This is a genomic window from Flagellimonas abyssi (assembly GCF_019457905.1).
GTDB classification, from domain to species: Bacteria; Bacteroidota; Bacteroidia; order Flavobacteriales; family Flavobacteriaceae; genus Flagellimonas; species Flagellimonas abyssi.
This window is the reverse complement of record NZ_JAHZSV010000012.1, coordinates 13796-38750: the sequence shown is the minus strand read 5'-3', so window position 1 is coordinate 38750 and position 24955 is coordinate 13796. Positions and strand designations below refer to the sequence as shown.

At 41.8% G+C, this 24955-nt stretch carries 29 protein-coding genes; 16 read left to right on the top strand and 13 right to left on the bottom strand.

The window, feature by feature from the left end:
• Nucleotides 1-38: 38 nt before the first annotated feature.
• On the bottom strand, nucleotides 39-242 hold the full coding sequence (locus tag K1F36_RS09690; RefSeq protein WP_220113750.1) for a hypothetical protein: 204 nt from the start codon (nucleotides 240-242) through the stop codon (nucleotides 39-41).
• Nucleotides 243-353: 111 nt separating this feature from the next.
• On the opposite strand from K1F36_RS09690, the gene K1F36_RS09685 reads away from it, so the two are divergent.
• From K1F36_RS09685 to K1F36_RS09670, 4 genes are all read left to right on the top strand, one after another.
• Entirely contained in the window at nucleotides 354-572 is a 219-nt protein-coding gene (locus tag K1F36_RS09685) for a helix-turn-helix domain-containing protein (RefSeq protein ID WP_258539010.1), read from the top strand.
• 134 nt (nucleotides 573-706) lie between these two features.
• The gene (locus K1F36_RS09680; RefSeq protein ID WP_220113637.1) at nucleotides 707-925 is read left to right on the top strand and encodes a hypothetical protein; all 219 of its coding nucleotides are present in this window, start codon (nucleotides 707-709) and stop codon (nucleotides 923-925) included.
• The gene (locus K1F36_RS09675) at nucleotides 925-1233 is read left to right on the top strand and encodes a type II toxin-antitoxin system RelE/ParE family toxin (protein ID WP_220113636.1); all 309 of its coding nucleotides are present in this window, start codon (nucleotides 925-927) and stop codon (nucleotides 1231-1233) included. The genes K1F36_RS09680 and K1F36_RS09675 overlap by 1 nt, the downstream gene beginning before the upstream one ends.
• A gap of 4 nt (nucleotides 1234-1237) precedes the next feature.
• Nucleotides 1238-1663 (top strand): Dabb family protein, encoded by a 426-nt coding sequence (locus K1F36_RS09670; RefSeq protein WP_220113635.1) that lies wholly within the window; start codon nucleotides 1238-1240, stop codon nucleotides 1661-1663.
• A gap of 227 nt (nucleotides 1664-1890) precedes the next feature.
• Here K1F36_RS09670 and K1F36_RS09665 read toward each other — a convergent pair whose 3' ends face one another.
• Together K1F36_RS09665 and K1F36_RS09660 are read right to left on the bottom strand one after the other, a co-directional pair.
• Nucleotides 1891-2187, bottom strand: a complete 297-nt coding sequence (locus K1F36_RS09665) for an isoamylase early set domain-containing protein (RefSeq protein ID WP_108244834.1) — start codon at nucleotides 2185-2187, stop codon at nucleotides 1891-1893.
• Nucleotides 2188-2328: 141 nt separating this feature from the next.
• Nucleotides 2329-3423 (bottom strand): aminotransferase class V-fold PLP-dependent enzyme, encoded by a 1095-nt coding sequence (locus tag K1F36_RS09660; protein WP_220113634.1) that lies wholly within the window; start codon nucleotides 3421-3423, stop codon nucleotides 2329-2331.
• 54 nt (nucleotides 3424-3477) lie between these two features.
• Between K1F36_RS09660 and K1F36_RS09655 the strand changes: the two genes are divergently transcribed.
• Nucleotides 3478-3870, top strand: coding sequence for a 2TM domain-containing protein (locus K1F36_RS09655; protein WP_220113633.1), 393 nt, complete (start codon nucleotides 3478-3480; stop codon nucleotides 3868-3870).
• Nucleotides 3867-4358 carry a dihydrofolate reductase gene (locus tag K1F36_RS09650; RefSeq protein WP_220113632.1) on the top strand — a complete coding sequence of 164 codons (492 nt, stop codon included), beginning with the start codon at nucleotides 3867-3869 and terminating at the stop codon, nucleotides 4356-4358. Before K1F36_RS09655 ends, K1F36_RS09650 begins: the two co-directional genes overlap by 4 nt.
• A 3-nt stretch (nucleotides 4359-4361) precedes the next feature.
• On the opposite strand, the gene murI is transcribed toward K1F36_RS09650, so the two are convergent.
• The 8 genes from murI to K1F36_RS09610 all read right to left on the bottom strand — a co-directional run bounded on the left by murI (nucleotide 4362) and on the right by K1F36_RS09610 (nucleotide 12568).
• Nucleotides 4362-5141 carry a glutamate racemase gene (gene murI, locus K1F36_RS09645; protein WP_220113631.1) on the bottom strand — a complete coding sequence of 260 codons (780 nt, stop codon included), beginning with the start codon at nucleotides 5139-5141 and terminating at the stop codon, nucleotides 4362-4364.
• An 84-nt stretch (nucleotides 5142-5225) separates the two neighbouring features.
• The gene (locus tag K1F36_RS09640) at nucleotides 5226-5735 is read right to left on the bottom strand and encodes an OmpH/Skp family outer membrane protein (RefSeq protein WP_207033783.1); all 510 of its coding nucleotides are present in this window, start codon (nucleotides 5733-5735) and stop codon (nucleotides 5226-5228) included.
• Nucleotides 5736-5784: 49 nt separating this feature from the next.
• A complete protein-coding gene (locus K1F36_RS09635) occupies nucleotides 5785-6606 on the bottom strand; it encodes an OmpH/Skp family outer membrane protein (RefSeq protein WP_220113630.1) in 822 nt (273 codons plus the stop codon).
• A gap of 275 nt (nucleotides 6607-6881) precedes the next feature.
• The gene (locus K1F36_RS09630) at nucleotides 6882-9518 is read right to left on the bottom strand and encodes a BamA/OMP85 family outer membrane protein (protein ID WP_220113629.1); all 2637 of its coding nucleotides are present in this window, start codon (nucleotides 9516-9518) and stop codon (nucleotides 6882-6884) included.
• Nucleotides 9490-10230 carry an isoprenyl transferase gene (locus K1F36_RS09625; protein ID WP_207033790.1) on the bottom strand — a complete coding sequence of 247 codons (741 nt, stop codon included), beginning with the start codon at nucleotides 10228-10230 and terminating at the stop codon, nucleotides 9490-9492. Before K1F36_RS09625 ends, K1F36_RS09630 begins: the two co-directional genes overlap by 29 nt.
• 1 nt (nucleotide 10231) lies before the next feature.
• Complete coding sequence (gene porG, locus K1F36_RS09620) at nucleotides 10232-10915, bottom strand: type IX secretion system protein PorG (protein ID WP_220113628.1); 684 nt, start codon at nucleotides 10913-10915, stop codon at nucleotides 10232-10234.
• A 112-nt stretch (nucleotides 10916-11027) separates the two neighbouring features.
• Complete coding sequence (locus tag K1F36_RS09615) at nucleotides 11028-11909, bottom strand: NAD kinase (protein WP_220113627.1); 882 nt, start codon at nucleotides 11907-11909, stop codon at nucleotides 11028-11030.
• Nucleotides 11910-11911: 2 nt separating this feature from the next.
• Nucleotides 11912-12568: a CBS domain-containing protein gene (locus tag K1F36_RS09610; protein ID WP_220113626.1), complete on the bottom strand. Its 657-nt coding sequence runs from the start codon at nucleotides 12566-12568 to the stop codon at nucleotides 11912-11914.
• Nucleotides 12569-12653: 85 nt separating this feature from the next.
• Here K1F36_RS09610 and K1F36_RS09605 point away from each other — a divergent pair, with 85 nt between their 5' ends.
• The 7 genes from K1F36_RS09605 to clpX all read left to right on the top strand — a co-directional run bounded on the left by K1F36_RS09605 (nucleotide 12654) and on the right by clpX (nucleotide 19718).
• Nucleotides 12654-13370 (top strand): pyridoxine 5'-phosphate synthase, encoded by a 717-nt coding sequence (locus K1F36_RS09605; protein ID WP_220113625.1) that lies wholly within the window; start codon nucleotides 12654-12656, stop codon nucleotides 13368-13370.
• Nucleotides 13370-14140: an alpha/beta fold hydrolase gene (locus K1F36_RS09600; protein ID WP_220113624.1), complete on the top strand. Its 771-nt coding sequence runs from the start codon at nucleotides 13370-13372 to the stop codon at nucleotides 14138-14140. The genes K1F36_RS09605 and K1F36_RS09600 overlap by 1 nt, the downstream gene beginning before the upstream one ends.
• Before the next feature lie 137 nt (nucleotides 14141-14277).
• The gene (locus K1F36_RS09595; RefSeq protein ID WP_220113623.1) at nucleotides 14278-15780 is read left to right on the top strand and encodes an SGNH/GDSL hydrolase family protein; all 1503 of its coding nucleotides are present in this window, start codon (nucleotides 14278-14280) and stop codon (nucleotides 15778-15780) included.
• Nucleotides 15781-15858: 78 nt separating this feature from the next.
• On the top strand, nucleotides 15859-16203 hold the full coding sequence (locus tag K1F36_RS09590; RefSeq protein WP_166246891.1) for a phage holin family protein: 345 nt from the start codon (nucleotides 15859-15861) through the stop codon (nucleotides 16201-16203).
• A 99-nt stretch (nucleotides 16204-16302) separates the two neighbouring features.
• Nucleotides 16303-17625 (top strand): trigger factor, encoded by a 1323-nt coding sequence (gene tig / locus K1F36_RS09585; RefSeq protein WP_220113622.1) that lies wholly within the window; start codon nucleotides 16303-16305, stop codon nucleotides 17623-17625.
• Between the two features lie 90 nt (nucleotides 17626-17715).
• Complete coding sequence (gene clpP / locus K1F36_RS09580) at nucleotides 17716-18396, top strand: ATP-dependent Clp endopeptidase proteolytic subunit ClpP (RefSeq protein WP_220113621.1); 681 nt, start codon at nucleotides 17716-17718, stop codon at nucleotides 18394-18396.
• Between the two features lie 86 nt (nucleotides 18397-18482).
• Entirely contained in the window at nucleotides 18483-19718 is a 1236-nt protein-coding gene (clpX, locus tag K1F36_RS09575) for an ATP-dependent Clp protease ATP-binding subunit ClpX (RefSeq protein WP_220113620.1), read from the top strand.
• Here clpX and K1F36_RS09570 read toward each other — a convergent pair.
• Complete coding sequence (locus tag K1F36_RS09570) at nucleotides 19715-20260, bottom strand: hypothetical protein (RefSeq protein WP_258539008.1); 546 nt, start codon at nucleotides 20258-20260, stop codon at nucleotides 19715-19717. The two genes, clpX and K1F36_RS09570, sit on opposite strands and share 4 nt — an antisense overlap.
• Before the next feature lie 172 nt (nucleotides 20261-20432).
• Nucleotides 20433-21947, bottom strand: a complete 1515-nt coding sequence (locus K1F36_RS09565) for a GH3 auxin-responsive promoter family protein (protein ID WP_220113619.1) — start codon at nucleotides 21945-21947, stop codon at nucleotides 20433-20435.
• Nucleotides 21948-22045: 98 nt separating this feature from the next.
• Here K1F36_RS09565 and K1F36_RS09560 point away from each other — a divergent pair, with 98 nt between their 5' ends.
• Genes K1F36_RS09560 through K1F36_RS09550 form a run of 3 tightly spaced genes read left to right on the top strand, consistent with a single transcriptional unit; the run spans nucleotide 22046 to nucleotide 24932 of the window.
• Nucleotides 22046-22840, top strand: a complete 795-nt coding sequence (locus tag K1F36_RS09560; protein WP_220113618.1) for a DUF2797 domain-containing protein — start codon at nucleotides 22046-22048, stop codon at nucleotides 22838-22840.
• Nucleotides 22841-22885: 45 nt separating this feature from the next.
• Entirely contained in the window at nucleotides 22886-24169 is a 1284-nt protein-coding gene (locus K1F36_RS09555) for an APC family permease (protein ID WP_220113617.1), read from the top strand.
• 1 nt (nucleotide 24170) lies between these two features.
• Nucleotides 24171-24932 (top strand): DUF6090 family protein, encoded by a 762-nt coding sequence (locus tag K1F36_RS09550; RefSeq protein WP_220113616.1) that lies wholly within the window; start codon nucleotides 24171-24173, stop codon nucleotides 24930-24932.
• Nucleotides 24933-24955 lie beyond the last annotated feature (23 nt).

The window sequence follows — 24955 nt, the reverse complement described above, 5'->3', positions numbered from 1 at the left end:
TTACAATAATGGAACGAGCGTGACGCTCGCACCAGCCATCATTTTCTTAGCTCCAAAGTTATCTTTCTTAAAGCGGTTACCACATTTCGCATATCCTCTTTGGAAAAGGCACCCTCCTCCACATAAAAAAGCATTTCAATGCCCATGTCCAAAACCTCGGCCAGTTCCGCAGGAGAGACGTATGCATCTTCAAACAATTCAGAAAAAAATATAACAGTAGTATTTTTATCAAAATTCTTCATTGTCACAAGAAAATATGACCCTAAAGTAGTTGATAATTTTAACTTGTCATAATATATTATGACGTTTCTTCTGTTTTATCTGGTCAATTTTGTTTTGTTAGGACGCATTCAATGTTGACAAAGCAGGAATTATCAATAAAAATCGGGAATCGAATCAAACAGCTCAGAAAGGACAAAAACATTTCTCAAGCTGAGTTGGGAAGATTATGCGGTCGCGACAAACAACATATCGAACTCATCGAAAACCACAAAGTTTCAGCAAACACCTATACGCTTTACACTATTGCAAATGCACTTGAAATTGATTTTGTCGAATTGTTCAAGTTTTGATTTAAAATATCAAACCCACCAGAGCGAACTTAAGGTATAGCACCAAGTACAACAAAGGTGTCACAAACGGAACTGGCAACACCGCACCCACATAATCCATTGAAAATCGTATCTTTGAGTTAAACGATAATGTCATGGATTTAAAAGCATCCAAATTAGAATTAATACAGGCCATTTTAAAGGTGGACAATGCCAGCATCATCGAGAAAATGGCAAACATTCTCCGAAAAGAACAAGGGGATTTTTGGAACGAACTATCCCCTGAACAGCAACAAGAGATAAAAAAGGGGTTGGCGGAACTTGATCAAGGGAAAAGAGTTTCTTATGATTCGTTTGTTAAGAAAATTTCTTGATGAAGGTATTTTTATCCAAGCTTGCTGAATCAAAACTACTACAACTAAACGATTATCTGTTAGAAAACTGTGGAGTAAAAGCAAGAGACCAGTTCTTCGAAAAGTTCGATAAAAAGATGTCGCAAATCGCCTCTCAACCTAATAGCTGCCCACAATCCACTGAAATGATGGGAATCTATAAATGCGTTGTCACAAAACAGTCAACATGCTTCTATCGCATCTTGCCAGAAACCGATGAAATCGAAATTGTGACAGTATTTGATACCAGACAACATCCAAACACCTTAAAAACTGATTTAAACCTATAACCACATGAAACCCATCATCACCCTATTTGCCGCACTGTTATTTGCCAGTTGTGGCGAAGAACCCAAAAAAGAAACCACCGAAAAAGAGGAAGAAGAAACTGTAAAAGCAACAGAAGAAGTGAAAGGTCCGAAATTACGCCACGTGGTATTGTTCAAATTTAAAGACACTTCCTCCGAGGAGGAGGTTAAACAAGTGGAAGATGCCTTTAACGCATTGCCCTCCAAAATTTCGGAAATTAAAGGCTACGAATGGGGCACCAACAACAGCCCGGAGAACTTGAACAAAGGACTTACGCACTGTTACTTTTTGACCTTTGATAGCGAAGCCGACCGAGACACTTACCTTACCCATCCCGATCACCTGGCCTTTGGCGACATTGTAGGCCCGCATATTGCCGATGTAACGGTTGTGGATTACTGGACAAAGTGATTTTTTTGGAAGGTCAAGCTGTACTCGCCACCTACGGGGAATAGAAGTTTTCGAGAATCGGTTTTGTTGGATTCGACTCCAGTTCCCGATACAATTTTCTTTGGTTTCGACTTCGCTCAACCACCCAAAATCACTCGGACTGACGAATCCAATTCACAAAGTTTTACGGCCAAGTTATGGAAAACCCACCATCAGTTTTGGGGCCAACTGATGGCGTGTCCCACATTTTATACTTCCAAAACGGCATTTTCGGTGCCTGCGTAATCGTTCCATTGGTAACGATCGGCCTCACCATCGTTGGTATAATTGCCGTCTATCAAATATCTAAACTCGTAGCTGTTCTCCACAGGTAGTTCAAACGTTCCCTTAAAGGTTCCGTTCTTTAATTTCTTTAAGCCGCTCTTTTTGGGATTCCATTTATTGAAATCGCCAACTACTGCAACGGTCTCTGCCTCATCTGCAGGAACCGTAAAAGTTACTTTGCAAACAGGCTTGCTCTTCAGGTATTGTTTTTTAATTGCCATGGTACCGAAAATTTTAATTTCAGTACAAAACAATACATAAAACCGTTTATTTACAATTAGTTAGAACCGATTTATCAATTTGATAAAATCCACCTAACCGCAATCTTACTTTTAGCAAATTAAATCGACGTTTTTTACCAATTATGATTTTGATGCCCAGCGTTTTAGAAGTGTTGAGATAACATCTATTTCCTCCTCGGTATTATAAAAATGAAAGCTCAAACGGATGCCTCCCCCACGTGGCGAGGCCACTATGTTTTCTTCGGTGAGTTTATTGAAGAGATTCTCGTCGCCCTTAATGTTGAATATGGTGCTGTGCCGCTTTCTTTTGATAACGGCAGGCTCTAGCAGATCAAGCTCCGAAAATGCTTTCATAGCTTTTTTTGACAACTTTTGCAATTGCGCCTGCACATTCTCTGGACCTATTTCGTCCAAAAATTTCACGGCAAACTCCAAGCTCCCAAAATTGAGGGAATCCAAATGGCCAGGCTCCAAGAACTTGCAAAAAGTAATGCTGTCCCGTTTGGAAGCATCGTTGTTTACGGAACCATTACCGATACCCCTAAGCTCAAACTGCTCCATCACGGCGTCTTTTACCAAGAAAAAGCCGTTTCCGTATCCTGCCAACATCCATTTGTAGGCACTGGCTCCCAAAATATCGATACCGGATGCTTCAAAATCGAACGGCTCGGTACCACAATATTGTGTGCCATCGGCAAGAATCATCAGGTCGGGAAATTCCTTTTTCAAATCTTTCAGAAAATCAAAATCAATGCGGACCCCATCTACCCATTGCACCAAACTGAGTGCTAGTATATCAACATCTCCCTTTTTTACCTTGGCATGGATGTTCTCCTCCATATGCTCATCGGCATCCACATGGTCAAGTTCAAACCCTCTGGTCTCGAACGGCCAGTTGACACTTGGGTAATCCTTGTTGACCAACAGCACTTTTTTATCCTTGGGCAATCCTTCCAACAACAAGTTAAACCCCAAACTGAAATTGGGTACCAAGGCCACATTATCGGGCTTGCAGTTAAAAAACTTCCCAACCGTCTTCTTTATTTCGGGCATATGGGCAAAGCCCTTGTTCTTCATTTGGCTACCACCAATTAGGTAATCTAAGTCGTGCCCTTGTCTCCATTCCATCAAATCTTCGCTTAACAGTCCTGCAGAAGCGGTATTGGCATAAACATAATGGTTAAGCACGGGGAATTTTTTTCTTAGGGTTTGCATATCGGGATTTTTGGATACAATTCAATTATCTTTGTTGATAAAGATAGCCATTCCATGTTGTCATTCGGTAAAAAGAACAAGTCAGAAATAGATTTGGAGCAGCACGAACTTTTGGAGAATGCCCATAAGCGCATCAAACAAAAGAAGCGACTGTTCTCCCACTTCGTAATTTTCTTGGTCGGAAGTATTTTTTTGATTCTTGCCAACAAAGTACTCAAGTACGGAGAGACTTACGATTGGTCCATTTGGATCGTACTGGCTTGGGCCCTTTTCTTGGTCCTGCATGTTTTCAATGTTTTTGTTACGCATAAATTTATGGGGCAAGATTGGGAGCGCCAGCAACGCGAGCGATTGGTAAACCTTCAAAAAAAACGTATTGGCGAGATCCAAAAGGAAATAGAAACCGACTTTCCCCTTTCCAAAATCAATAAAAAAAAAGATCAATGAGAAAATTGATCATTATTGCGGCCGCGGCCGAAAACAATGCCCTTGGCAAGGACAACGATTTGGTATGGCATTTACCGGATGATTTTAAACGGTTTAAAAGTCTTACCTCAGGCCACAAAATCATAATGGGAAGAAAAACTTTGGAGAGTTTTCCAAAACCCTTGCCCAACCGCACCCACATTGCCATTACAAGGGACGAGAATTACGTCCCGAAATTTCCCTGCACTATTGTGCACTCATTGGCGGATGCGATTGCGCTGGTAGAGGACAACGAAACTGCCTTTATCATTGGGGGAGGTGAAATTTACAAACAGTCCATGGACCGTGCCACCCATATCGAATTGACAAGGGTGCACGGTACTTTTGAGGCGGATGCCTTTTTTCCAGAGATTGATGAAGAGCAATGGGAGCTAGTAAAAGAGGAACACCATCCAAAAGATGATAGGCACGAATATGCTTTTACCTACCTCACTTACAAAAGAAAATAGGGTTTAAAAATCCTTAGAGGATACCTGAGCAGTCGGGTCATTGACCAAATCTTTCAAAACTTTCACATCTGCATTGGTGTAAAAAAGATGTTCAGGATTATCATTGACCTTGGTTAGCAAGTTATTCTGTTCCAAAACGGTCTTGGTCTGACGGGCCACGGCTTCGCCAGAATCTATAATATTGACATTGCTCGGCAATATTTCCTTCAAAACTGGAATAAGATAGGGATAATGGGTGCATCCGAGCACCAAACAATCTATATTCTCTTTGAGCATGGGATTCAGGAAAGTCGCCAATAGGCTTCTCATCTCCGGGGAATCAATCTCCCCTGCTTCTATCAGCTCTACCAAACCCTTCCCCTCTTGCTCCAAGACAGTAATCCCCTCGGCAAAGAGTTTGGACGTATTGTGGAACAAACTACTGGAGAGCGTTCCCTTGGTGGCCAATACCCCAACTTTTTTGGTTTTGGTCTGGAGGGCCGCCGGTTTAATTGCCGGCTCTATTCCTATAAACGGCACGTTGTAACGTGAACGGAGATGATCTATGGCGTTTGTTGTGGCGGTGTTACAGGCCACTACAATAATTTTACAGCCCGAACTGAGCAAATACTCCGTATTTTTAATACTGAGCCTTAAAATCTCTTCTTTTGACTTTTCTCCATAAGGGGCATTGGTACTATCCGCCAAATAAATGGTGTTTTCATTAGGGAGCATTTTGGCCACCTCTTTCCAAATGGAGGTGCCCCCCACTCCTGAGTCAAAAATTCCTATTGGTTTTGGCATGCTTAAAAATAGTGGCTTAAATTTTTATGGCATAAAAAAACCGCTTTAAAAAAAGCGGTCTACTATTTTATTTGAAGGTAAGGTTTAGAAACCTAGTTCCTTTTTTACTTCGGCCAAAAGGTCTGGACCTTTGGATACGATCAAGCTCAATCCTGGGCTGGCATCGATTACGTAATCGTAACCTTTTGCCGCTGCCACTTTCTCGATTGCTGCTTTTGCCTTTTCAGAAATAGGTGCAAACAATTCTTGTTGTTTCTTTTGCATTTCTTGCATAGCTGCTTGCTCCGCTTCTTGGATATTTTGCTGGAAACCTTGTAGTTCAACAGCTCTTTGCTCGTTTTCTTCCCTTGTTTTGGAAGTTGCTTCGTTTTCGTATTGTGTATACTTGTTTTGAAGCTCGGTCATAGAGCTTTGGATATCCGCTCTGTAAGTTTCTTGTAATTTCTTCAATTCAGCTTGTGCAGCCTTCATCTCCGGCATATCAGACAATAATTGCTGTACATTGATGTGTGCAATCTTGCTCTGAGCATTTACAAAACCAGTAGCCGCAACAAACAATACTAGGGCTACAGCGATTCTTTTTACATTTTTCATGATTCTCAACGTTACTTTTTTGACTTTAAATTTAGTGTTTCAATATACTCTATCCTATTGAATCCTTTTGTTGTTCTTGCGCTTTTTTTCGCTCTTCCAATTTGGCTTTTCGCTGGGCTTCGCGCTCTTCCAATAATTTTCTCCTTCGTTCTTCGTACGCTTTCTTGCGTTCTTCTCTTTCTTTTAATTTTTCGGCTCTGCGTTCCTCTGCTGCTTTCTCCCTCTCTTCAAGGGCTTCTTCGGCCTGCTCTTGTCTTTCCCTGAGCGCATCGCTTATTTCGTCCTCCTCTTCCTGGAACTGTTCCAAACGGCTTTGTTCCTCTTGTTTTTTGTTGGAGGCACTTATTTTTCTTGTGCGTCCTATCTCCCTTAAAACCAAGTCACTTATGTCGTGTCTTTTTTCGGAGTACAACATTACAACATCTGCGGATTTATCAAAAATAAAATCGTATCTTTTATTGGCTCCGATTTTTTGTACTTCATTGAAAACTTGGTCCTGTATCGGCTGTATCAACAATTGTTTCTGTAGCACCAAATCCCCTTGAGGTCCAAAACGGTCTTGTTGGTAATCCAACATTTCCTTTTCTAATAGCTGTATCTCTTCTTCCCGCTCCAAGATCAGTTCGTCGGTCAAGAGTACTTTTTCCGCCATCAAATCTTTTTTCATTTGTTCGACAACGCTTTGCTTCAGTTCGATTTCCTGCTTCCACTTTTGGGCTTTATCGTTCAATTGCTTGGTGGCATCCCGGTACTCTTCCACATTTTCAAGGATATACTCCATATCCACATAACCTATACGAACGCCCCGTTGGGAAAACCCGTAAAAGGATGTCAGCAAAACGACTAATGTTAAAAGAACTTTGGTATTCATCTTTGATTCCGCATTTTACATAGAAAATATCGTGCCAAAATTACTAATTTGTTCAAAATGAACTATTTGAAAAATAATAAAGAGGCGTTTTCCATAAATTAAAACTGCTGCCCGATGATGAAGTCCGTTTACCGATTACTTGCCCCATATTGAATCCTGATTTTGCCATTACATTTAGCTTTTCATCAGAATTGATTCCAGAGAGTATAGATACCGGCCCAAAAATATGTAGCCCCACTCCGGCAGATCTTTTTAACTGAAACGGATTAAAGTCATTAAAATTGTTGTCCAATGATAAAGTGTGTCTGCCAACCACTAGGTCCAGCATTTGGTCTAACGTTATCTGCATCAAAACCATATCCAAAATCAATCCCCAAAAGACCGAACGCCGGCATAAAAATCCTTAAACCTGCACCTGCCGACCTTTTTAGTTCAAATGGGTTGAGGTCCTGAAAATTATTGAACGCGTTACCTGCTTCCAAAAATGTTTGTACGTAAATGGATGCCGATGGTTTTAAGGTCAAAGGATATCGAAGCTCCATGGAGTACTTATTGTAGATGACCCCACCTTCTTGCTGCGCGGACTGTCTAACCGGGTTATATACGGAAAAAGCCAACGAGCTATTCTCGTAACCTCTTAATTGCACTACATCCCGACCGTCCAAACTAAAGTTTCCTAGACCGTCGCCCCCGACATAAAAACGCTCAAAAGGCACATCCCCTATATCATTATTATAGGACCCCAAGAATCCAAATTCTGCATTGGTACGCAATACCAGTTTATCCACAATATTGGTGTACCAATCTCCTTTAAACTTCACCTTATAGAACTCCAACCACCTAAAGCGCTCCTTTTCTATCTCCCTTATTTCATTGGCCTCCAAGGTGGTCAACGGTCTTTCCAGAGAGATATCCGTCAATTCCTTTCTACGGTTTTTTAACGATTTAAAATCTTTGCTGCCAAAGAGCGAATATGGCGGTGTAAATTTTGCCGTAAGCTCAAAGTTGGAACCCGTCATGGGGAAAATTCTACTGGGACCTTGGGAACTTCTGGAAATACCAAAAGTGTATGTCAATGAGTTTGAGCTACCGTTACCAAAGTTAAATAGTCCCAAATCATAATCATCGAACTTATAATATTGATAACCCACGGAATGGGAAATCGTAAAGAAATCATCCGGCCATTGTACCCTTTTCGCCAAACCGGCAGATACTCCCGTAATGGAGAACCCACGATCTTTCTGCACATCCAATCTACCATTTTGATCATATCCAGTAGCAAACTGTTGTGTTCTGGACAGCGACATGTTAAACCTTACCGGTTTTTTACCGCCCAACCACGGCTCGGAGAAGTTCAAGCTATAGACACGGAAGGTCCTACTGGCCTGCAAACGCAGGGCAAAGGTTTGTCCGTCCCCCATGGGTACGGGTTTGTATGCTTCCTTGTTGAAAATGTTCTTTAAAGAGAAGTTACTAAAGGAAAGTCCCAACGTACCGATGAAACCTCCACCACCAAAACCACCTTGGAGCTCAATCTGGCTGGAACCAGATTCCACCAAGCTATAGTTCACATCCACTGTACCCGCATTGGGGTCTGGGTTTTGGATATCAGGAACGATTTGTTCTGCATCAAAAAATCCTAGCTGGCCTAATTCCCGGATTGTTCTAACAATATTGGACTTGCTGTATTTTTGACCTGGCCTTGTTCTGATTTCCCTGTAAATTACATGGTCATTGGTCTTGTCGTTACCAGAAACTGTTACGTGATCCAAGAAGGTTTCTTTTCCTTCTATGATTCGTATTTCAAAATCGATGGTATCATTTACAGCTGAAACCTCAACCGGGTTGATACTCGAAAACAAATATCCGTTATTTTGATATAGGTTTGTTAAATCAGCTGCATCTGGATCGGAATCGTCAGCGATACGCTTTTTCAACATTACTCCATTATAGGTATCGCCTTTTTTGATTCCGAGCACTTGACTCAACATTCTATCCGTATAAACGGAGTTACCTACAAAGTCGATTTCACCAAAATAATATTTGTCACCTTCCTCTACTTTGATGGTAAGCTCAATGTTCTTCTCGTCCAGTTTCACAAAGGTATCCGATAGCACTCGGGCATCCCTATACCCTCTTTCTGCATAAGTATCGATCAAGTTATCGAGGTCTTCTTGGTATTCTGCCTCAATGTATTTGGATTTCTTCCAAAAACGGTAAAACTTTTTCTTTTTGGTTTTCTTCAGGGATTTGCGGAGCCTTTTGTCCGACAGTTTTTCGTTACCAACAAAGTTGATGTCCTTAATTTTTACCTTATCACCTTTATTTACATTGATGACCATGTTCTGCACATTGGTACCCGTGGTATCGGCCGTTGTGGCAATACTTACCTTGGCATTCAAGAATCCTTGTTTTTTGTACTTGTTCTGAAGATAGTTCTTGGTATTGGCAATCAAACTCTCGGTGATTTTCTTTCCTTTCTTAAGGTCTGTGTCATCGATAATATCCTCAACCTTACGTTTTTTTACACCATATACGGTCACGTTGTTCAAAGTAGGCCGTTCGGTAATGCTCAGTTCCAAAAATATTTTATCGTCTTCAATGTTGGTGTAGAACATTTCCACATTGCTGAACAAATCCAAGTTCCACAACTTTTTGATCACTGCACTTATTTCATCGCCGGGCACCTTAATGGGCTGCCCTACCCGCAAACCGGTGTAGCTCTTCACGGTCTGCTCGTTGTAGCTCTGTAAGCCAGTTACGGTCAACCCTCCCAAAATGTATTGCTTGCCTTCTTCAAAATCGGTCTCTTGGGCAATACCTTGGGCTGAAAATAAAAATAGTGGGATAATAAGGGTTGAAAGGATGATGTTTTTGATACCCTTAGTTAAGTTGTTCGCTCGTTTTTCCAAATCGTCGTTCTCTGTTTTGATAACTTAATATGGCCTCTACCAAATGGTGCTCTCTAAAGTCGGGCCAAAATACATCAATAAAATATAATTCGGCGTATGCTATCTGCCAAAGTAAAAAATTACTTATCCTACATTCGCCACTTGTGCGTATAAGTAGGTCTACATCAGGCAAAAAGTGCGCGTAAAGATGTGTATTTATAACTGTTTCGTCAATATTTTCGGGGGAAATTATGTTATTTTTAACTTTGACCGCAATCTCTTGGACCGCTGTTTTTATCTCCTCCCGCGAGCCATAGCTCAATGCCAGCGTAAGTGTCATACCCGAATTATTTTCGGTTTTTGACATCACTTCGGTAAGTTCCTTGTAGACTTTTTTGGGCAGTGTATCGATTTTTCCGATGGCCTTCAACCTAATATTATGCTTGTTCAAGGTTTTCAACTCTCTTTTAAGAGCGTTTACCAAAAGCTTCATCAAGGTGTCTATCTCGGTCTTGGGTCGATTCCAGTTTTCTGTGGAAAAGGCATATAGCGTTAAAAAAGGAATCTGGAGCTTTGCACAGCTCTCCACAGTTTGGTTCACGGATTCCACCCCGTTCTCGTGCCCGAACATACGGAGTTTGCCTCGTTGTTTTGCCCATCTACCATTACCATCCATAATAATGGCCACGTGCTGCGGTAGTTTTTCTTTGTCTACGTCCTCTAGTGTGTGCATTTTATTGAAAACAATCCTGGCAAGGTTTACGTCCAAAGGTATACGTTAATGTAAAACCTGTAAAAACGTACCAGTCGTCGCTCAATATATTCCCGAATCGGAATTGCTCAAAATTGGAACCTTCTGGGTTACTTGCGTCCAAATTGTCCGTAAAAGTATATCTGGCCCCAATTTCGGCTCCAAGAATCAAGAATTGATTTAAACGATACTTAGCCCCAACCGTCATTGGAATTGCAAAACTACCGTCTTTTTGGTTAATATCCTGCATTTGAAGGGCATCAATATAATTAAAATCGTATCTGAAGTAGGTTACACCCGTGTACAGGTAAGGCGTGAAGGCGGGTCCGAGCTTATGTAGATTGTATTCAACAAAGTTGATTTCGAGCCCTGCGGAGAACTCCAAAATGGAATTATCCACCACATATCCCCTTTGCTGTCTGGATTGCATGTGGGATTTATTGTCATCAGCGGTAAATTCTCCATAGAGTACGCTGGCCCTCCAAGCATAGCGTTTTCCCTTGTTCCATTTAAATATTCCGCCAAAAGCAGGTCCGGAAGGCAGTATATAATTGGTCCTTCCCACATCGCCTATCATATTGGCACCACCGGCAAATACTCCTATCTCATACGTCTGTGCGCTCATATTCATCACACAGCATAGAAAAACAGCCAAAACTATCCGCATACTATCCAAAAAGTTACAAGAATTAAGAGTAAAGGAAGGTCTATAGACAAATGTTTAATATTGCTTTCCCTTGTAAAACAGTTTTTCGCTTCTTTTATTGTTTTTGATGGTATCAATTCCGTCTATCTTCCCCCCAAAGCAATTTGTTACGTAAAGTTTTCAGAAAACTTTCGGATTTGTACTCTATCATTTTGATGGTAAAGTCTGCTTTTTTGATACGGATTTCCTTGCCGTTTGAGATATCGGCAATCCTTGAATCCAAAGAAACCAAATGGGTCTGCTCCCTACCTGAAACCTTCAATCTGATTTGTGTGGTATCGGAAATCACGAGCGGACGCGCATTGAGGTTGTGCGGCGCAATGGGCGTGAGCACCAAAGACTTCGCCGAAGGGGCAATTACTGGACCACCACAGCTCAAGGAGTATCCGGTTGACCCCGTAGGCGTGGAAACAATCAATCCGTCAGACCAGTACGAGGTTAAATATTCGTCATCCAACCAAGTTTCCACGGTAATCATGGAAGTAGTATCCTTTCGACTAACGGTTATTTCGTTCAATGCAAAATTGAGCCCGTTGAACTCCTCTAGTTCCGAATTGAGCTCTACTTCCACCAAGCTACGCTCTTCAACGGTATAGTGTCCAGCTTCGAACTCGGTGACGAGCTTACGGACATTTTCTTTTTTAAAGGTGGACAGAAAACCCAATCGTCCGGTATTGACCCCCACAATGGGAATACCGTAGTCCTTTATATAGGTAACGGCGCGCAACATGGTTCCATCGCCACCAAAACTCACGAACATATCAAATGAAGAATCCAATCCTTTGGATTGGTTGAACGTTCCCTTAACCTGTGTTTTGGTAATGGTGGTCACGAGTTTATTAAAGTCCTCCTCCACATAAACCGCTGCATCCAACTTCTTAAGTTCGTCCAAAAGCTCCTCTACGCAAAGCTGGTCCTCCTTTTGAAAAGACAGACCGAATATGGCTACCTTCATTACTATACGTTAAGATATTTTTCCAGATAGTCGGAACGTTGTTTCAAATCTTCTATAAATTGGTCATCACTGTTTCCGAACACGATGGTATAGTTGTACCGCCTAAAGGTTTGAGCCACCTCGTTCAAGCTCTGTGTTCCCACCTTTAATGTGATTTCAACGATATCGTTCTGCGAATCCGTGATAAATGCCCCTAACAGACGGGCATTATTACCTTCAACAATTTGAGCTATCTCACTAAAGGAATAATCCTTGATTCCAATGGACACGACCAAAATGGCACCCGGCTCCCTAAAGAAAGGGGTATCAATAAATACATCAACCACATCTTCAAGGTCGTAATACCCAATAATCAAACGGTCTTCGTCCAGCACCGGAAGCACATTGGCCTCGTTTCTGGAGAACATTTCCAAAACATCCAACCAAGCCGTTTCCTTTACCACAAAAAAATCCTCCATCTCAAACCTAAAATCATCGACCTTTTTTTCGGGCTCAAAACAGGCCAGGTCATTTTCTGACAACAATCCCAAGTACAGACCGTTCTCGGTTACTCCAACATGGGAATATGTAGTCTCCTCAAAAAACTTGATAACGTCCTTTAAAGTTTCCGAAACCTCAAAAATGGGAATCGTATTGATTATTTTGTCTTGGATGTACATAACAAATCTATTAGGTGCAAAATACTAATTTAAAATGGCAAAAGGCATGCCGAATTCTTATTTTTGACATTCTAAAAAGAACTACATGACAAAGTTGAGTGTCAATATAAATAAACTGGCAACATTACGAAATTCCAGAGGCGGCAATGTGCCCAACTTGATAACTTCCACCAAGGACATCGAATCTTTTGGAGCTGAAGGCATCACCATTCATCCACGCCCAGACGAAAGACACATCCGCTACCGAGATGCACGAGACCTTAAAAAAGTGGTGGCCACGGAGTTCAACATCGAAGGGAACCCGGTCCCAAAATTTATCGACCTAGTGCTCGAGGTAAAACCCACACAGGTCACCTTGGTACCCGATGCAGAGGATGCCATAACCTCAAATGCAGGCTGGGACACCCTAAAACATAAAGATTTTTTGATTGATGTGATCAAGACCTTCAAGGAAAACGGCATTCGCACCTCCATCTTTGTAGATCCAGATGTGGAAATGGTAAAAGGAGCTGCAGAAACAGGTACGGACCGCATAGAACTCTACACAGAAAGCTTTGCCCATGAATTCGCCAAAGGCAATAAAGAAGATGGAATAGCACCTTTTGTTGAAGCGGCCAAAATGGCACACGAAGTTGGGCTTGGACTCAATGCCGGGCACGACCTCAGCTTGGACAACATCAAATTTTTCAAAGAACACATCCCACATTTATTGGAAGTATCCATAGGGCACGCATTGATTTGCGAATCACTTTATCTTGGACTTGAAAATGTGGTAAACATGTACTTACATAGATTGAAATAATGGAAATACTACATTCAAAAATATTGGGCGAAGGGCAACCTTTTATCATTCTACATGGATTTTTGGGCATGTCCGACAACTGGAAGACCCTGGGCACCCAATATTCCGAAAATGGGTTTCAGGTACATCTGATAGACCAGCGCAACCACGGCAAAAGCTTTCATTCCGAAGAGTTCAATTATGATATATTGAGCGATGACGTCATCAACTACATGGATCACTTCAGTATAGATTCAGCCTACGTGATGGGACATTCCATGGGCGGAAAAACCGCGATGCAATTGGCCACATCACATCCGGACAGGGTAACCAAATTGATAGTTGCCGACATTGCACCCAAGTTTTACCCGGCCCACCACCATTTTATCTTCAACGGTCTTTCCCACTTGGATTTCGACAAGATTTCGGATAGACGTGAAGCGGACGAAGAACTGTCAAAACATATCAAGGAAAAGGGAATCCGCCAATTCTTGCTCAAAAACCTGTATTGGGAAGAAAAAGACAAATTGGGGTTCCGTTTTAATTTTGATGTTCTCAAAGAAAGAATGGACGAAATCGGAGAGAACATATCCTCCAATGCCGTTTACGACGGGCCTACCCTATTCTTGCGGGGCGACCGATCGGAATACATACAACCAAACGACTTCACGGAAATCAAAAGACATTTTCCCCAAGCCGAAATAGAAACCATTGATAAAGCTGGGCATTGGCTGCATGCCGAGAACCCGAAACAGTTCTACAACAAAAGTCTTGCGTTTCTGAATTCTTAAAATTCAGCCCTTTTTATTATGCATGCATAATTTTTTCACCTATTTAATTGTCTGTATGACAAATTTGATATAGATTTGGTTAATTCTGGTTCTTACCACAACAATTAACATAAACTAACTGTAACAGATTTTTTGATATGAAAAAGTTTTATGCCTTTCTCCCATTTCTAGGCTTATTCTTGATAGCATGCGAAGATGATACAACCCCACCCGAAACAACTGGCCCAGACCCAGTTGAATATACATCAGGATCTGCGGATTTTTCCAACTACGTAGCTGTAGGCAACTCATTGACTGCCGGTTTCTCCGATAATGCCCTATTTATTGATGGCCAAACAGCATCCTTTCCCAATATGCTGGCATCAAATTTTGCACTTGTGGGAGGAGGGAGTTTTGAAATCCCTTTCATGGCCGACAATCTAGGAGGCATGACACTTGGTGGAAACAAAATTGCCGACAATAGATACATACTGTCCTTTTTAGGCGCAAGTCCAAGTCCCGAGATAATTGAAGGGCAGGGTTCTACGGAAGTTTCACAAAAACTGACAGGAACATACAACAACATGGGCGTACCCGGTGCTAAAAGCTATGAATTGTTAGCACCTGGATATGGTAGTGTAACTGGCGTGGCCATGGGAACTGCCAATCCTTATTTTGCGAGATTCTCCTCTTCGGAATCCGCAACCGTAATCGGGGATGCTGCCGCTCAAGGAACAACGTTTTTCACCGTTTGGGCCGGAGCAAACGATATTCTGCTCTATGCCACCGGTGGAGGAACAGGTGTTGACCGAGCCGGGAACTTAGACCCCAGCACCTACAACAGAAATGACGTTACCGACCCCAATGTGTTTGCAGGGTCATTGGATGCGATACTACAGGCGATGACCGCCAACGGAGCAGATGGCGCCATTGCCAACCTCCCTAATGTAACGGACATCCCATATTTCACTACGGTTCCACACAATCCAATTCCATTGGATGCAGCTACGGCAGCTTACCTGAACAGCGCCGAAGCATACGGAGCATACAACGCAGGCTTGGCCCAGTTGCAACAACTCAGCATCATCACTGAAGAAGAATTAAAAAAGCGAACCATCTCTTTTGCCGCTGGAGAAGGAAACGCAGTGGTAATCATCGATGAAGATTTAACAGACCTGACAGGGTTCAACCCAGCATTGATCAACATGCGACAAGCCACAGCAGATGATTTATTGGTACTTACGGCAAGAAATCATATTGGAACACTTGCGGACCCGGACATCCCAACTTCCATTAACGGCGTAGCAGTTCCATTGACAGACAAATGGGTACTTACACCAGAAGAACAAACCATTGTAGAAAATGCACTAACATCCTATAACCAGACCATAGCCGGATTGGCAACAGCATACGACCTTGCCTTTGTAGATGCCAACGCATTGTTGGCCGAACTTAACGCCAATGGATTCCAACAAGCGGACGGAAGCGTTGTGGATGCCACTTTTGCCACAGGAGGAGGGTTTTCATTGGATGGTGTCCACCCAGCACCGAGAGGTTACGCCATTGTGGCCAACGCCTTTATAGAAGCCATCAATGCAAAATACAATTCGAATTTGCCCGGTGTAAATCCTCTGGATTATACTGGACTATATATTGACTAGACAAACATTATTTTATTTATCTTAAAGGCACCGAAATTCGGTGCCTTTTTATTTTGTAACAACTAATCATTCAAACCCATGAAACTTATTTTAAGACTTTTACTCAATGCCTTGGCCGTAGTAATATTGAGCTACGTTCTGCCGGGTGTAGGTGTTTCATCCATGTTTACTGCGATTATCGTGGCCGTAGTATTGAGTTTGCTCAACTTTTTGGTAAAACCGATTCTAGTGATTCTTACCCTGCCAATCACCATTTTGACCTTGGGACTTTTCTTATTGGTAATCAATGCGATAATTATTTTATTGACCGCAAACCTGATAGATGGATTCCAGGTCGAAAGCTTTTGGTGGGCCATCATTTTTAGTCTTTTACTCTCCTTTTTACAGGCAATTTTACACTCCGTTTTAAAAGAAGACCAGTAGAAATTCTATTGTTTGAAAGTCAACAGTTTAAAAACTTGGCAGCAAATCAAAAAAGAGTTACTTTTGCATCCCATTTTTAGAAAGCAAATTAGGTAGGAAATGAATATAACCAAAGAGCAGATTGACGATCTTAATGCAGTAGTAAAGGTTGCCATAAGCAAAGAAGACTATCAGGATAAAGTAGAAAAAATCCTTAAAGATTATAGAAAGCAGGCCAACATTCCTGGTTTCAGAAAAGGACAAGTTCCTATGGGACTTATCAAAAAGCAGTATGGCAAGGCTGTTTTGGTGGACGAAGTGAACAAATTGCTTCAGGACAATCTAAACAAATACCTTACCGAAGAAAAATTGGATGTTTTAGGAAATCCACTTCCCAAACAGCAGGACAACTTTGATTGGGACAAAGACAATCTTGATTTCGAATTTGAATTGGGATTGGCACCGAGCTTCGATGTAAACTTGAAGACCAAAAAAGCGGTGACCCAATATAAAATCGTTGCCGATAAAAAGATGATAGAGGAGCAAGTGGAACGTATTCAAAAGCAATACGGAAAATTGATTTCCAAGACCGAGGTAGGCAAAAAAGATGAAATCACTGGTTTCTTTGCCAATGAAGAGGAAGAAATCGACCACAAGACCACTCTTGAAATGGACAAGATCAAAAGCAAAAAAGCTATTGATGCACTTGTTGGTAAAAAAGTGGGCGACTCCGTTACCTTGAACACCAAAGGACTTTTTAAGGAAGACTACTTGTTGTCCAGCGCCTTGGGCATTGCCCGCGACAAAGCTGAGGACCTAAAAATCGATGTGACCTTTACCATTGAGGAAATCAACGAGAGAGAACCGGCCGCATTGGATCAAGAGCTTTTTGACAAATTGTTCGGTGAAGGCAAGGTTACTTCTGAAAAAGAGCTGAAGGATAAAATCAAGGAAGATTCCGAAAAGCAGTTCGAGCAGCAGTCCGATCAAAAATTGTTGAACGACATCACCGAAAAATTGATCGAGGAGACCAAATTTGAACTTCCTGCCGAATTTTTGAAGAAGTGGATTCAAATCAGTGGAGAAAATCCTTTGACCGCGGATGAAGCCAAAGAAGAATTTGAAAAATCGGAACAAGGTCTACGTTATCAATTGATCGAGGGCAAGATTATCCAAGAAAATGAACTTCAGGTCCAGTTTGATGAATTGAAGGAATTCGCCAAAGGATTCATCAAGTCTCAAATGGCACAATACGGGCATTTGGATCCAAAAGAAGAAGAATTGGAAAGTGTTGCTGCAAGGGTAATGAGCAATCAGGACGAAGTAAAAAGATTGTCCGAACAACTGATGAGCCAAAAACTTTTGGACCTATACAAAGAAAAGGCCAACCTTAAGGTGAAGGAAGTTTCTTATGACGACTTCATCAAGGAAGCATACAGCTAAGGCTTCGCTAAAAGAAAATTAAGTATCTTTACGGTGCCGGAAAGCTAATTTTTCGGCACCTTTTTTTTAAGATAAATCGACTAAAATCCTATGGATTACGGAAAAGAATTTAAAAAATACGCTACCCAACATCATGGTATAAACAGTATGTACTATGATAAGCTCATGAGTACCATGTACCCTATGAACATGACCCCGAACATTATTGAGGAAAGGCAATTGAACGCTGTTGCCATGGATGTTTTCTCCAGGTTGATGATGGACAGGATTATTTTTATGGGAACAGGCATAAATGACCAAGTAGCAAACATTATACAAGCGCAGTTGCTGTTCTTGGAGAGTGCAGATGCTTCAAAAGACATCCAAATTTACATCAACTCCCCAGGAGGAAGCGTTTATGCAGGGTTTGGAATTTACGACACCATGCAATTCATAAAACCAGACGTAGCCACTATTTGTACAGGTATAGCCGCATCAATGGCCGCCGTGCTCCTTTGCGCTGGCGAAAAGGGCAAAAGAAGCGGACTTCCACATTCAAGGGTAATGATCCATCAGCCCCTTTCGGGAGCTCAAGGTCAGGCCACTGATATTGAAATTGCAGCACAAGAAGTGCTCAAGATCAAGAATGAGCTTTATGAGATTATTTCCAAGCATTCCGGTCAAACCTTCGACAAAGTATACGAAGATAGCGACCGCGACTACTGGATGAAGGCTCCAGAGGCCAAAGAGTATGGTATGATCGATGAAATATTGGTCAGAGAAAAATCATAATTCAAACCAATTGACTAAAAAACAACCACTTAACGCAGAACAAATCCATTTTTTTTACGTTATTGTCGGTTGAAGATTGAATTTATATGGCAAAGGAAAATTTGGAATGTTCTTTTTGTGGTAGAAAAAAGCCGGAAACCAATTTATTGATCGCCGGTTTGGATGCGCATATTTGCGATAGATGCATAGAACAGGCCCATAGCATTGTAGCTGAGGAGTCCAAACAAACCAAAAACCAAGATTTGTCCTCCGAACTGGTTTTGAAAAAACCAATGGAGATACATGATTTCTTGGACACTTTTGTGATTGGACAGGAAAGAACCAAAAAAGTAATGTCCGTAGCAGTATACAATCACTATAAAAGATTGTTGCAGGCCAAGGGCAAGGACGAGGAAATTGAAATCCAAAAAAGCAACATTGTAATGGTCGGGCAGACCGGTACTGGAAAAACCCTTATCGCCAAGACCATTGCAAAAATGTTGAACGTGCCATTGGCCATTGTTGATGCCACTGTGTTGACAGAGGCCGGTTACGTGGGCGAGGATGTGGAAAGCATTCTGACACGTTTGCTGCAGGCCGCCGATTACAATTTGGAAAAGGCGGAGCGAGGCATTGTGTTTATTGATGAAATTGACAAGATTGCTCGCAAAAGCGATAACCCTTCCATTACCCGAGATGTATCCGGTGAAGGTGTTCAGCAAGGGCTGTTAAAACTCTTGGAAGGCACTACCGTAAACGTTCCACCTAAAGGCGGACGCAAACACCCGGACCAAAAATTCATCGAAGTAAATACCGAGAACATACTATTTGTAGCAGGTGGTGCTTTTGATGGTATTGAACGCATCATCACCAAACGCTTGAACATGCAAGCGGTAGGTTATAGTGCTTCCAAGGCTGAAGAAAATTTAGACCAAGAAAACATTCTACAGTATATCATACCAAAAGATTTGAAGGAGTTCGGGCTAATTCCAGAAATAATTGGAAGACTGCCCGTTCTTACCCACATGAATCCTTTGGATGCAAAGACCTTACGTGCCATTTTAACGGAACCCAAGAACGCCATCATCAAACAGTATGAAAAGCTCTTTGCCATGGATGATATAGAATTCACCATCACAGAGCAAGCATTGGACTATATTGTTGAGAAGGCCGTAGAGTACAAACTCGGGGCGAGAGGATTGCGCTCCCTGTGCGAAGCTGTCTTTACCGACGCGATGTTCACATTGCCCAGCAGCGATGAAACGGAATTCAAGGTCACTAAGGGTTATGCAGAGAAAAAACTCTCTTACGAAACCGTGAAAAAATTAAAAGCAGTCTCTTAGACTGCTTTTTTTGTGACATTTTCCAAAAGTTCCAAACTTACTTCGGAGATGATTTTCTCGTCAGAATAGAGTGTGTGTCCAAAATTGGGCACAATCCTAAGGTTGGCACCAGCACCTTTGGCCCACTTAAGACTAGGTTTCTTTTTATCGCACTCACCGAAAATTAGCTGTATGTTAGTAGTAAGTGGCATTTGTTCTTCCGATTCAATACCAATTGCGGAAATCGCAGTAATTGTTTTTGCCGGCAAGCCTTTTAATGATGCTCTATAGACCACTGTTGCCCCTACGCCAAAGGCCAAATAATGGGCTGGTTCATTTTCTTTCCTAATCAAGTTGGAAACAGCCCTTTCAATTCCATTCTCTTCGAAAAAAGCTTTATCAATATTTTCTTCAGAAGAAATGGAGACATCTACATTGCCCAATTGTTGACAATCGTGGAAAACAATATCGTAGTATTGTTGTAAATAGCCAAAGTATGAAGCTATCCAAAGGCCTTTTTTTGCACCCCATTTATCTGAGATTACAACAAGTTTTTCTGCCATGATTTAATGGTTTTGTGTTTGATAAAAGATTTGATGAGGGGAATTTCATTAATAAACGTCGCAAATCCTCTTTTATTTGTTCAAAAGAAACCTTTCCACGACGAATGGGCCAAATCTACGAAAACGTTTTCGTAACTCTATTATAAAGTTCAATCTTATTATACAAGAAAAGTTATTGGACATTCATATGCAGTAACTCTTCGATGCAGTTACGGTCATTGGAAAGTCTCGGAATCTTATGCTGCCCTCCCAATTTGTTCTGGGATTTAAGCCAATTATGGAATAGGTTTTCCCTGGCTACGTGCACCTTGGGCATCTTTAGTGTAATGTTGTTATAGCGTTTGGCTTCGTAGTCGGAGTTCAAGGATTTCAGGGCATTGTCCAACATTTCGGTAAAATAGGCAATATCTGCAGGTGGCCTTCTAAACTCAATGATCCATTCGTGGGCACCTTTTTCCTTATCCGTCATAAAAATAGGCGCGGCCGTATAGTCCATAATTTCCGCTTCTGTTTTAAGGCAGACCTGTTTTAAGGCCTCTTCCGCGTTTTCAATGATCAATTCTTCACCAAAAACGTTGATGTGATGCTTGGTACGTCCCGTGATTTTAATTCGATACGGATTTTTGGAGGTAAACCTAATGGTATCTCCAATTTTATAGCGCCACAATCCAGCATTGGTCGTGATGACCATGGCATAGTTGACGCCCAACTGCACATCCCACAACGGAATGGCCTGCTCCCCTTCTCCATCGACACTAATGGGGATAAATTCATAGAAAATACCATAGTCCAACATTAGCAACAGCTCATCAGAATTATTTTGATCTTGAATACCAAAGAAACCTTCCGAAGCATTGTAGGTTTCATAAAAGTTGAACTTTTTCCGGGGCAATAATTTTTTATATTGATTTTTATAGGGTGTAAAACTCACTCCCCCGTGAAAATAAACTTCCAGATTCTCCCAGATTTCGAACAAATGGTTTTTCCCGGTCTTCTCCAACACTTGATTCAATAAAACCAACATCCAAGAAGGAACGCCCGCTAAACTGGTCACGTTCTCCCGTATGCTTTCTTCAATAATGGCCTCTAACTTGGATTCCCATTCGGTCATTAACGACACCTTGTTGCTGGGGGTACTGCTATATTCGGCCCAAAGGGGCATGTTATCAATCAATATTGCAGATAGGTCCCCGAAAAATGTCCCATTGTCCTCATAGAGTTCCTTGCTTCCGCCCAACCTCAAACTTTTTCCCGTAAACAATTGTGAGTTTTCGTTGTTGTTCAAGTATAGGCACAATAAATCCTTGCTCGATTTATAATGACAATCTTCCAAAGCCTCCGTACTTACCGGGATAAACTTGCTCTTCGCATTGGTGGTACCACTGCTCTTGGCAAACCATTTTATGGATGTTGGCCAAAATAAATTCTGTTCCCCCCTACGCGTACGCTCTATCAACGGGGCAACATCCTCATAGGTAACAATGGGCACCCTGTTCCTAAATTCATCATACTTTGGAAGGTCTTGGAACCCGTATTGTTTACCGATCATGGTATCTTGGGAAAAATCCACCAGTTGCCGCAGTACCTCATCTTGAACATCCAAAGGATACTTTAAAAAAAGCTCTATTTGGTGATAGCGCTTTCTCAACAACCAAGAAGCAATGGAATTGAATAAAGGTATTGGCATTTTAGGTATATTTAACCAATAAAGTTAAGGTTAGTACAACTGCTAAAATAGCTTTTCTAACACTCATTTTCAAATAAGACAAACACATTCATTTTAATATGTTATACGAAGGAGTCCTAAGAAAGATGCGAACAGAAATAGGGAACCCAATCCAGTATTTTTTGGTTTTCGAGAACGATTTTATCAACATGAACCAAGGGCTGAACAGGGAACTTCAGATTGATTTCATCAAATTTCAATGTTTGAACTGTGGGGAGGACAGGCCCATCTATCGACAGGGATTCTGTAAGTCTTGCTTTTATGAGACTCCTCTGGCAGGAGATTGGATCATGAAACCTGAACTGAGCACGGCGCATTTGGACAAGGAGGACCGAGACCTTGATTATGAGAAAAAGATGCAGTTACAACCCCACATTGTGTATTTGGCCAACTCGAGCAGTATTAAAGTCGGTGTTACCAGAAAATCGCAGGTTCCTACCCGTTGGATAGATCAAGGGGCACATGAGGCCATAGAGATTGTGGAGGTGCCCAACCGATATTTGGCAGGTATTACGGAAGTGGCATTAAAAGATTTTGTCAGCGATAAAACCAGTTGGAGGAAAATGCTCCAAAATGATATTGAGGACGTAGACTTGGTGGAATGGCGCAACAAACTAAAAGCAAGCATTCCCGATGAAGCCATCGATTATTTTTTGAATGATAGGGAAGAGACCCACTTGGAATTCCCCGTCCTACAATATCCGGACAAGGTGAATAGCCTTAATCTGGACAAAACACCAAGCTATAAAGGGGTCTTAAAAGGAATAAAAGGACAATACCTTATTTTTGAAGACAACACCGTTTTCAATGTGCGGGGAAGTGAAGGTTACTTTGTAGGCATTGATTTCAAATAAAACCAAAAGTAAGGACTACCGTCCTTTTCCTGAACCAAATTCAAAATGAGCGATAAAATAGGACTTAGGGACGCCATCTCCATCGGTGTTGGCGGTATGGTAGGAGGAGGTATTTTTGCCGTTTTGGGACTGGCCGTTTCACTTTCAAGGGGAGGAACGCCCTTAGCCTTCCTTTTTGCCGGTATGTTGGCCCTCATCACCTCGTACAGCTATGTAAAACTTTCAAATAAATTTGCGGATAGGGGCGGTACCGTAAAATTCATCAACCAGTGTTTTGGTGAAACCATATTCAGCGGGGGAATCAATAACCTGCTCTGGGTAAGTTACATCATTATGCTCTCTCTGTACGCTTCGGCCTTTGGTTCCTACGCCCCAAACCTGTTTGCTTTTACGGGCGGTGAAATGAATTTCCATATTTATGCGAGCGGCATCATTATATTGGCCTCCATCATCAACTATTACAGTATAAAGGTCGTTGGGAAGATTGAATCCTATGCCGTGATCATAAAACTCGTGATCCTATTGGGGTTTATTGGAATTGGAGCTTACGGTTTGGTGGGCAATCCCAACCTGGAGCAATTGTCCCCGGAGAAATGGGAAGCCCCGTTGCAGATTTTAACCGGTGGAATGGTAATTTTCGTAGCCTATGAAGGTTTTGAGCTCATAGCCAACTCAGCTCCCGATATTAAAAATCCAGAGAAAAACATTGCCAGGGCTTATTACATATCCATCATTTTTGTGGTCTTGCTATATATCGTCATTGCCGTGGTCACCGTAGGATCTCTTCCCTTTGATAAAATCAAAACTGCGGAGGACTATGTTCTGGCCGAGGCCGCCAAGCCTATGTTGGGCCAAATCGGTTTCACCATAATCACCATCGCGGCCCTTATTTCAACTTTTTCGGCCATCAATGCCTCACTTTATGGGGGCAGTAGGGTAAGTTATGAAATTGCGGAGGATGATGAGCTCCCGCATCAATTCACCTATCAATTATGGAACCAACCCGTCGGTCTCCTTATAACCGCAATTTTAACATTGACCCTAACCAATACGCTAAAACTGGAGAGCATATCAACAGCAGGGAGCGTGGGTTTCTTGCTCATTTTTACAATTGTAAATTATGTGGGCTTTAAGTTATCCGCCGATACCAAAGGCAAAAAGGCAATACCCCTCATCGGTTGTATTTTATGTGCCATTGCTGTGGTCGTGCTACTCCAACAACAATATTCCAGTAACAAAATCGGCGTCATTACGGCAGTATCTATTATTGCCTTTTGTTTTTTGATAGAAGCCATCTACAAATGGACGAAAAAAAGAAAAAGCTCCTGACATGCTAAAGTTTTTTAGAAATATTCGAAAGCAGTTCATAGCGGAGAAAAAAATCAGCAATTACCTTCTCTATGCCGTTGGTGAGATTGTATTGGTCGTTATCGGCATTCTGATTGCACTTGCCATTGACAATGCCAACGAACTCAGCATAAAAAAAGAGAAAGAGCAGATTTATCTGATGGGGTTGAAGGATGAATTCCAGACGAGTAAAATAAAATTACAGGAACTGATGAGGGTGAACCGGGCAAGCTATGAAGCTGCCAAGGACATTGTACACTTAATGGACCAGGAAGAAAATCCACCGGAAAAACAGTTGTCCAAATTGTTCATCGATGCCTTTGCTTCCGATATTTTCTTCAATCCCAACAATTCGCTCTTGTTCGAAATGATCAACTCGGGCAGCCTTAAGGACATTACAAACGACACGTTGCGCATACGGCTTACCAATTGGGTCGCCACCATTGATGACATTGCCAACCAAGAAAAATTTCTTGGCGAACAAAGGACCAATATTGTGGAATGGTTCAGAACCGAGGGCCACAGCATTAGGACCATATTGGAAAATACAGGAATGTCCGCACAATTGGGCATCCAAAAACAAAAGGAGCCCATCAGCAATTTATCGGCCTTAAAATCTGTGGATTTTGAGAACAATATTTTGCTCTTTATCATTACGAGCCAGTCCACAACGGATCATTATATTGTTTTAATGGAAGGTTTGGACAACATCTTAAAACTGCTGGAAGCAGAAATTGAACCATAAAGAAAGGCGGTGAAACCGCCTTT

What these genes read in the sequence shown, in the direction of transcription:
- K1F36_RS09690 (WP_220113750.1), bottom strand. Translation starts at nt 242, where the DNA reads ATGAAGAATTTTGATAAAAATACTACTGTTATATTTTTTTCTGAATTG.
- K1F36_RS09685 (WP_258539010.1), top strand. Translation starts at nt 354, where the DNA reads ATGTTGACAAAGCAGGAATTATCAATAAAAATCGGGAATCGAATCAAA.
- K1F36_RS09680 (WP_220113637.1), top strand. Translation starts at nt 707, where the DNA reads ATGGATTTAAAAGCATCCAAATTAGAATTAATACAGGCCATTTTAAAG.
- K1F36_RS09675 (WP_220113636.1), top strand. Translation starts at nt 925, where the DNA reads ATGAAGGTATTTTTATCCAAGCTTGCTGAATCAAAACTACTACAACTA.
- K1F36_RS09670 (WP_220113635.1), top strand. Translation starts at nt 1,238, where the DNA reads ATGAAACCCATCATCACCCTATTTGCCGCACTGTTATTTGCCAGTTGT.
- K1F36_RS09665 (WP_108244834.1), bottom strand. Translation starts at nt 2,187, where the DNA reads ATGGCAATTAAAAAACAATACCTGAAGAGCAAGCCTGTTTGCAAAGTA.
- K1F36_RS09660 (WP_220113634.1), bottom strand. Translation starts at nt 3,423, where the DNA reads ATGCAAACCCTAAGAAAAAAATTCCCCGTGCTTAACCATTATGTTTAT.
- K1F36_RS09655 (WP_220113633.1), top strand. Translation starts at nt 3,478, where the DNA reads ATGTTGTCATTCGGTAAAAAGAACAAGTCAGAAATAGATTTGGAGCAG.
- K1F36_RS09650 (WP_220113632.1), top strand. Translation starts at nt 3,867, where the DNA reads ATGAGAAAATTGATCATTATTGCGGCCGCGGCCGAAAACAATGCCCTT.
- murI (WP_220113631.1), bottom strand. Translation starts at nt 5,141, where the DNA reads ATGCCAAAACCAATAGGAATTTTTGACTCAGGAGTGGGGGGCACCTCC.
- K1F36_RS09640 (WP_207033783.1), bottom strand. Translation starts at nt 5,735, where the DNA reads ATGAAAAATGTAAAAAGAATCGCTGTAGCCCTAGTATTGTTTGTTGCG.
- K1F36_RS09635 (WP_220113630.1), bottom strand. Translation starts at nt 6,606, where the DNA reads ATGAATACCAAAGTTCTTTTAACATTAGTCGTTTTGCTGACATCCTTT.
- K1F36_RS09625 (WP_207033790.1), bottom strand. Translation starts at nt 10,230, where the DNA reads ATGCACACACTAGAGGACGTAGACAAAGAAAAACTACCGCAGCACGTG.
- porG (WP_220113628.1), bottom strand. Translation starts at nt 10,915, where the DNA reads ATGCGGATAGTTTTGGCTGTTTTTCTATGCTGTGTGATGAATATGAGC.
- K1F36_RS09615 (WP_220113627.1), bottom strand. Translation starts at nt 11,909, where the DNA reads ATGAAGGTAGCCATATTCGGTCTGTCTTTTCAAAAGGAGGACCAGCTT.
- K1F36_RS09610 (WP_220113626.1), bottom strand. Translation starts at nt 12,568, where the DNA reads ATGTACATCCAAGACAAAATAATCAATACGATTCCCATTTTTGAGGTT.
- K1F36_RS09605 (WP_220113625.1), top strand. Translation starts at nt 12,654, where the DNA reads ATGACAAAGTTGAGTGTCAATATAAATAAACTGGCAACATTACGAAAT.
- K1F36_RS09600 (WP_220113624.1), top strand. Translation starts at nt 13,370, where the DNA reads ATGGAAATACTACATTCAAAAATATTGGGCGAAGGGCAACCTTTTATC.
- K1F36_RS09595 (WP_220113623.1), top strand. Translation starts at nt 14,278, where the DNA reads ATGAAAAAGTTTTATGCCTTTCTCCCATTTCTAGGCTTATTCTTGATA.
- K1F36_RS09590 (WP_166246891.1), top strand. Translation starts at nt 15,859, where the DNA reads ATGAAACTTATTTTAAGACTTTTACTCAATGCCTTGGCCGTAGTAATA.
- tig (WP_220113622.1), top strand. Translation starts at nt 16,303, where the DNA reads ATGAATATAACCAAAGAGCAGATTGACGATCTTAATGCAGTAGTAAAG.
- clpP (WP_220113621.1), top strand. Translation starts at nt 17,716, where the DNA reads ATGGATTACGGAAAAGAATTTAAAAAATACGCTACCCAACATCATGGT.
- clpX (WP_220113620.1), top strand. Translation starts at nt 18,483, where the DNA reads ATGGCAAAGGAAAATTTGGAATGTTCTTTTTGTGGTAGAAAAAAGCCG.
- K1F36_RS09570 (WP_258539008.1), bottom strand. Translation starts at nt 20,260, where the DNA reads ATGGCAGAAAAACTTGTTGTAATCTCAGATAAATGGGGTGCAAAAAAA.
- K1F36_RS09565 (WP_220113619.1), bottom strand. Translation starts at nt 21,947, where the DNA reads ATGCCAATACCTTTATTCAATTCCATTGCTTCTTGGTTGTTGAGAAAG.
- K1F36_RS09560 (WP_220113618.1), top strand. Translation starts at nt 22,046, where the DNA reads ATGTTATACGAAGGAGTCCTAAGAAAGATGCGAACAGAAATAGGGAAC.
- K1F36_RS09555 (WP_220113617.1), top strand. Translation starts at nt 22,886, where the DNA reads ATGAGCGATAAAATAGGACTTAGGGACGCCATCTCCATCGGTGTTGGC.
- K1F36_RS09550 (WP_220113616.1), top strand. Translation starts at nt 24,171, where the DNA reads ATGCTAAAGTTTTTTAGAAATATTCGAAAGCAGTTCATAGCGGAGAAA.